6 protein-coding genes are annotated in these 6,739 nt (G+C 67.3%); 4 read left to right on the top strand and 2 right to left on the bottom strand.

Features of this window, described 5'->3' with window-relative positions:
• Positions 1-125 precede the first annotated feature (125 nt).
• Positions 126-1,247 carry a hypothetical protein gene (locus CQZ88_RS19810; protein ID WP_044476232.1) on the bottom strand — a complete coding sequence of 374 codons (1,122 nt, stop codon included), beginning with the start codon at positions 1,245-1,247 and terminating at the stop codon, positions 126-128.
• Positions 1,248-1,480: 233 nt separating this feature from the next.
• Here CQZ88_RS19810 and CQZ88_RS19805 point away from each other — a divergent pair, with 233 nt between their 5' ends.
• From CQZ88_RS19805 to CQZ88_RS19790, 4 genes are all read left to right on the top strand, one after another.
• Positions 1,481-2,056 (top strand): TerD family protein, encoded by a 576-nt coding sequence (locus tag CQZ88_RS19805; protein WP_006941734.1) that lies wholly within the window; start codon positions 1,481-1,483, stop codon positions 2,054-2,056.
• 126 nt (positions 2,057-2,182) lie between these two features.
• Positions 2,183-3,268: a DUF475 domain-containing protein gene (locus CQZ88_RS19800; protein ID WP_006941733.1), complete on the top strand. Its 1,086-nt coding sequence runs from the start codon at positions 2,183-2,185 to the stop codon at positions 3,266-3,268.
• 81 nt (positions 3,269-3,349) lie between these two features.
• Positions 3,350-4,036: a hypothetical protein gene (locus tag CQZ88_RS19795; RefSeq protein WP_006941731.1), complete on the top strand. Its 687-nt coding sequence runs from the start codon at positions 3,350-3,352 to the stop codon at positions 4,034-4,036.
• Positions 4,037-4,149: 113 nt separating this feature from the next.
• Positions 4,150-6,177: a TerD family protein gene (locus CQZ88_RS19790; protein ID WP_006941730.1), complete on the top strand. Its 2,028-nt coding sequence runs from the start codon at positions 4,150-4,152 to the stop codon at positions 6,175-6,177.
• A gap of 34 nt (positions 6,178-6,211) precedes the next feature.
• Here CQZ88_RS19790 and CQZ88_RS19785 read toward each other — a convergent pair.
• Positions 6,212-6,739, bottom strand: a 528-nt coding sequence (locus CQZ88_RS19785; RefSeq protein WP_146034337.1) for an MBL fold metallo-hydrolase, incomplete at its 5' end; no start/stop codon positions are given.

The raw sequence follows: 6,739 nt of genomic DNA, 5'->3' as shown, positions 1-6,739 counted from the left end.
GAGCCGATCGCGCTCGTCGGCATCGGAGAATGCCTGCGGCGGATGCAGGAACAGCGTGTCCCGGGTCGCGCGGTCCATGTGGTGGAAATGGTGCATCGTGCGCATATCGGCGAAGGTTCCCCCACTCATGCCTCTTCCGTTCGTCCTCTCATTCGTTGCACCACGCCGGCGATGAAGCGCGAAACGGCGTCGAGCTCTCGGACGTACGCCCAGTAGTCGGGGTGTACGCCGGTGAGCGAACCGACTGCCCTGTCGATCCGATCGAGCTGCGCGTCGAGCACCGATCCCCATTCTGCGGTCAACCCCCGTTGCACCGCGAGTTGTTGCGCGTCGCGCAGACGGAACCGTACCTGCTCCACCTTCGCGGCCGGATCACGGCGGACCGCGCGGAGGACGGACAGCCGCTCGGTGACGGCGTCGACGTAGCGTTCCGCCTGGGTGAGCGATGCCCGGGCCGCCGCGGTCAGCTCGAGCGCCTGCTCGGGCCGGTTCCCGGCCGAAGCCGTTCGCGCCGCGGTCACGTCGGCGTCGGCCCGGTCGAGGAACTCGCGGGCGGCGCGCTCGTTGCCGGACAGGTCGGCGGAGCTGGCCGCGTTGAACTCGCGCAGCAGGGCCGAGAACGCCGGCGCCAGGCTCTCGGCGCGGGTGCGGACCGCCGACAGGCGGGTGGTGACGGATGCCACAGCTTTCCGGGCGGACTCGGCCTTGTCCGGCGCCTGCGCGAGGGCGCGACGCAGGGCGATGGCCGCCTCCTCGGCCCGCCGTGCCGCCGTTCGGACGGCGCCGGTTCCCACCGCCGAATCCAGGGCGCGGACCTCCGCGTCGAGCGCGTTCGCCGCGGCCCGCACGGACGGGTAGTCGGCGTATGCGGCGTGCTCGGGCGCGTCCACCAGCGCCGCCGCGGCCTGCGCCTCGGTGCGGACCTGCCGGGCGAGCTGCGGGACGGTCTGTGCCACCGCGACCGAATGCTCGAGGTGTGCGCGGTGGCGATCGTAGAACTGGTCGAGGGTGCGGGTGGCGAGACCGATCTGCTGCAGAGCCTGTTCGTAGGCCGGGGCGGGAGCGAGCGGATCGGTCGGTTCGGTGCGGGCGAGGTGCAGGTACGTCTCGGCCGCGCGGTAACAGGCTTCGCGGACGGGCTCCCACTCGCGGCGCAGCCCGCGCTGCGGCGCGAGGTCGTGCGAGGCCGTGACGGCGGCCTCGGCGACGGACTGGCGGCGGTCCATGTCGAGGAACGCGGCGACCATCGCGTCGTAGGCGCCACGGGCCACCGGATCGTCGGTGCTCCCACCGCGAAGAGGCGGCGCGTCCATCGGCTCGCCACGCCCCGAATGGTACTGGTCCGCGCGGTTCGGCCCCGTGCGCGCGCCTCGAGCATGGGGCGTCGGCGCGGAACAGCTATTAGGGTGGAGTGACACGCGCAAATCGGGCGTGCCCGCCCGGGCACCTCGTCCGGACCGACAGATCGAAAGGACCCCGCATGGGCGTCAGCTTGACCAAGGGCGGCAATGTTTCCCTCACCAAGGAAGCGCCGAACCTCACCGCCGTGGCCGTCGGCCTCGGCTGGGACATCCGCAGCACCACCGGTGCCGACTTCGACCTCGATGCCAGCGCGATCGCGACCGGCGCCGACAAGAAGGTCGTCTCGGACCAGCACTTCGTCTTCTTCAACAACCTCAAGTCCCCGGACGGCTCGATCGAGCACATCGGCGACAACCGCACGGGCGAGGGCGAGGGCGACGACGAGGTCGTCAACGTCGACCTGAGCGCCGTGCCGGCCAACATCGAGAGCATCTTCTTCCCGGTCTCGATCTACGACGCCGACTCCCGCAGCCAGTCGTTCGGACAGGTCCGCAACGCGTACATCCGCGTCGTCGACCGCGCCAACGGCAACGAGCTCGCCCGCTACGACCTGTCGGAGGACGCCTCCACCGAGACCGCCATGGTCTTCGGTGAGCTGTACCGGCACGGTGCGGAGTGGAAGTTCCGCGCCATCGGCCAGGGCTACGCGTCCGGCCTGGCGGGCATCGCCCGCGACTACGGCGTCAACGTCTGACGTCGCATCCGGATTCCGGATCCGGCCCCCGGCTTCGTCGCCGGGGGCCGCTTTCCTTGGTTCACCGATAATTTGCTGCAGTAACCACCCTGCACCGCCCCGATCCAGACAGAAAGGCCACGCTTCGTGGTTCTGCGCATCTTCGGCATATCGTTTGCCGTCACCGTCGTCTCCCTGGTGGTCGCCTTCCTCTACGGCGGACCCCAGGCCCTGTTCCTCGCCGCGATCCTCGGCATCCTCGAGGTCTCGCTCTCGTTCGACAACGCGGTCATCAACGCCACCGTGCTGCAGCGGATGAGCGAATTCTGGCAGAAGATCTTCCTCACCATCGGCATCCTCATCGCCGTGTTCGGCATGCGGCTGATCTTCCCGCTGCTCATCGTGTGGATCGCCTCCGGCCTCGGTCCGATCGAGGCACTCGACCTCGCCTTGAACCCGCCGCCGAACGACGCCGCGTACTTCCCCGACGGCAGCCCCAGCTACGAGACCATCATCACCGACGCCCACCCGCAGATCGCCGGGTTCGGTGGCATGTTCCTGCTGATGCTGTTCCTGAACTTCATCTTCGAGGAACGCGAGATCAAGTGGCTGGCCTGGCTCGAGCGTCCGCTCGCGCGGGCCGGCAAGCTGGACCAGCTCGAGGTCGTCACCGCCTCGGTGCTGCTGGTGCTGACCGCCACGATCCTCGCTCCCGAGGACAAGGTCTCCACCGTGATGATCGCCGGCGTGCTCGGCATGATCACCTACATCGTCGTCAACGGGCTCGGCGAGCTGTTCCACATCCCCGAGGAAGAGGAAGAGCCGACGGGCGGGCCCACCCAGCTGGCCAAGGCCACCGGCAAGGCCGGGTTCTTCCTGTTCCTCTACCTCGAGGTGCTCGACGCGTCGTTCTCCTTCGACGGCGTGATCGGCGCGTTCGCCATCACCTCGGACCCGATCATCATCGCCCTGGGCCTCGGTTTCATCGGCGCGATGTTCGTCCGCTCGATCACGGTGTTCCTCGTCCGCAAGGGCACCCTCTCGGAGTACCGCTACCTCGAGCACGGCGCGCACTGGGCGATCGGTGCGCTCGCGTTCATCCTGCTGTACTCGATCGGCCATCACGTGAACGAGATCGTCACGGGTCTCGTGGGGGTCGCGCTCATCGGTGCCGCGTTCGCCAGCAGCATCCGCCGCAATCGTCAGGAGGCGAAGGCGACCGTCGCCGCCTGACCGCACGACTTCGATGGGAATCCTCGATCGGTTCGAGCGATCGAGGGTTCCCATCTTCGTATCCAGGGAAAGGTCTTACCCATGGCAATCGATTACACCCGACCCTCGAAGAACCCCGGCGACAAGCAGGGCGGAGTCGGCCTGAGCAAGATCAGCCTCACCAAGGCCGCTCCGACGGTCGGCCTCGCCAAGTCCGGAGCGGAGCGAGGGATCACCCAGGTGAACCTGAACTGGTCCCAGGGCGGATCCCCGGCCCCACGGAAGCAGGGGTTCCTCGCCAAGCTCACGGGTGGCGCGACGGGCCGCGGCATCGACCTCGACCTCGCCTGCCTCTACGAGCTTGCCGACGGCTCCAAGGGCGTCGTCCAGGCCCTCGGGAACAGCTTCGGTGCGCTGGAGAAACCCCCGTTCATCGCACTCGACGGCGACGACCGGACCGGCGCCGTATCCGGCGGTGAGACCATGCGCATCGACCTGGGCCAACCCGAACGATTCCGGCGGATCCTGATCTTCGCGATGATTTACGAGGGCGCCCCGAACTGGGCTGCCGTGGACGGTGTCGTCACCCTCACTCCGCCCTCCGGACCGCAGATCGAGGTGCGCCTCGACTCGCCGAACAATGGCGCACGCATCTGTGCCATCGCGATGCTGCAGAACACCGGCCGCGAGATCAGCGTCTCGCGGCTCGTCGAGTACGTCGACGGCAGCCAGTCCGACCTCGATCGTGCTTACGGTTGGGGCATGAACTGGGCCCCGGGCCGCAAGTAGCACCATCGCGCCCGATGGTGGCATTCGGCTGCAACGAATATCGGGCCGACAGCGATCCCTTCAGAGGTTCACCCCTTCGGGTGGAACGATGCCGACTACTCAGGGGGTTTGCCGTGACATCTCCGATTCTGTCCAAGGGACAGAACATCACTCTGCCGAGTGACCTGTCGCAGATCGACGTGGTCGTCGGGTGGGTCGAATCGGAGGTCGAGGTCGACGCTTCGGCGCTGCTGCTCGGCTCCGAACGAAAGGTACGTTCGGACGCGGACTTCGTCTTCTACAACCAGCCGGAGTCCGCCGACGGGTCCGTACGGTTCCTCGGCACGAGTACAACCGAAGAAGGAGCGCAGGCGCGGATCGCTGTCGTTCTCTCGGACGTGCCCGCCGACGTACACACGGTGGCGCTCGCGGGAAGCCTCGGTACCGGGAGATTCGGAGACCTGGGCAAGCTCACCCTGCGAGTGGTCGACCCTGCAGGGCATCCGGTGGCGGAGTACGTGACCGCAGACGCGACCAGCGAAGCTGCCTTCGTTTTCGGGGAGATCTATCGGCGCAACGGCGAATGGAAGGTCCGTGCTGTCGGGCAAGGATGGGATTCCGGTCTGTCCGCGCTCGCGACGGATTTCGGCGTCGACATCGACGAGGAACCGGGGGGACCGTCGCACGACGCCGGTGACACCGTCTCAGTGCGCGACTCCGCTCACACCGATGCCGGGGAGGCACCGACCGCTCCGGTCGCGGATGTCATCGAGGACCACGCCGGCACATCCGCCGCACCTTCAGCGAAGCGGCGCGGCGTACGAACCACCAGGCGAGTTGTCACAAAGGCGAAGCCGATCGATTTCAAGCTCGCAGAGCACGACGCCTGGCAACCTGCGCGACTCTTCTCCGTAGCTGGAGTGGGTAGCGGCGAAGAGCAGGAACGCAGGGCAACGTCCGCGCTTGTTGCGGCTATGCAGGCGGTACGTCCTTTCGCCCGTGCCATCTGTTCCCGAGTCGGGGCGCCGGCAGGTGCGTTCGAGGGTTATTGCGAAGTGCAGTACGCCCAGGGCGAGTCGAAGGTGATTCCCGACGCCGTGCTGAAGGTGTCGCGTGGCGCCAAACTCTGGACCGCGTTGCTCGAGGTCAAGACGGGGAACGGCAAGCTCAGACGGGAACAGTTGGAGAACTATCTCGATGTCGCGCGGAAGAACAAGTACGACGTCGTCGTGAGTCTTTCGAACGACATTCCTGCCAGTGCGGGAGAGCTTCCCATCGAGGTCGACCGCCGCAAACTCGCCAAGGTGGCCCTGCGGCATCTGTCCTGGTCGGAGGTAGCGCACGAAGCTCGCATGCTTCTGTCCCACGGCGGTGTCGACGATGCGCTGCAGGCGTGGATTCTCGGTGAGTTTCTTCGCTACCTGGACCACCCCCGGTCCGGTGCGGCCGAGTTCGTCGACATGGGACGCCATTGGGTTGGGGTCCGAGATGCCGTCGCGTCAGGAACTTTGCGTGCGGGCGACAAGAAGGCGGCAGCAGTGGCGGACACGTGGGTGTCCTTGGCGCGGCATCTTGCGCTTCGTTTGACCGCTGAATTGGGAGTGACGGTCAAACACGTTCTACCTCGGCGATACAACAACGACCCGAGTGCACGAAACGCCTACTTCGCAGAAAAGCTGGCGTCCGAGGGGACTCTCGAGGCCCTTCTCCGTATTCCGGAAACAGCCGGTGATCTCGTGGTAGTGGCCGATCTCCGCACCAACCGTGTCCGCTGCCGGACCACCATCGATGCTCCTGACGAAGGCACTTCGGCACGTCGATTGTCCTGGTTGCTGAGGCAACTGAAGGACGCACCGGGTGATGTCCAAGTGGAAGCAGTCTTCTCCGAGCGCGGAAACGAAGCCTGCGAGCATCTCGACGCCGTCCGTGCCGATTCCAAGATCCTCACCGAGGGGAGGGACGGCCGGATCGTCAGCTTCACCCTTCAGCAGGGCTTCCCTATGGGAGGCCGACGGTCGGGAACTGCCGCCGGATTCATCACCAGCGTGACCTCTTCCACCGACTCGTTCTATGCCGGTGTCGTCCAGCCCCTGAGGGGGTGGGTGCCGGCTGCTCCCAAACCGGCACCTCTCGGCGAACCGGCTGCTTCCGAGTTCGAATAGGCCCGGGGGAGGGCTCGCCCTACCGGCGGGCCCTTCATCGTTTCGCGGACAACTCGCGCAGCAGCGTCTCGGCGTCGGCGAACGCCCGCGCCCGTCGCACGACGGTCGGCGCCGCCGGCGGATGCCCGTCCCACCCGTAGAACAGCGTGCTCAGGCTCAGGACGATCCGCTCCGGGTGGATCCAGTCGCCCCACCGGACGAATTCGGGATCCCGCACCAGCTGCCGGGCCGCCTCGAGCGGCCCGGCGCCGCGCGCGTACTGTTCCCGGCCGGCCTGCTCGAGCCACACCCAGTAGGCGCGCAACTCGCGGATCTCCGTGGGTCCGCACAGCGGCCCGTGACCGGGCACGTAGAGGTCCGCGTCCAGGGCCAGCAGCCGGTCGATCGCGGCGAGCCAGTTCTCCAGCGGCCCGTGCCACAGGATCGGGGTCGAGCCGATGAACAGCAGATCGCCGGCGAACACGATGCCGGCGTCCGACACGTGCGCGATGAGGTCCCCGGCGGTGTGGCACGGCCCGAGGCGCTCGAGCTGGACCGGACGTTGCCCCACATCGAGCCGCAG

It is taken from the genome of Rhodococcus sp. ENV425 (assembly GCF_002887785.1).
GTDB classification, from domain to species: Bacteria; Actinomycetota; Actinomycetes; order Mycobacteriales; family Mycobacteriaceae; genus Rhodococcus; species Rhodococcus aetherivorans.
Note: the sequence above shows the minus strand (reverse complement) of the source record. Positions and strands in the feature narration are given on the sequence as shown.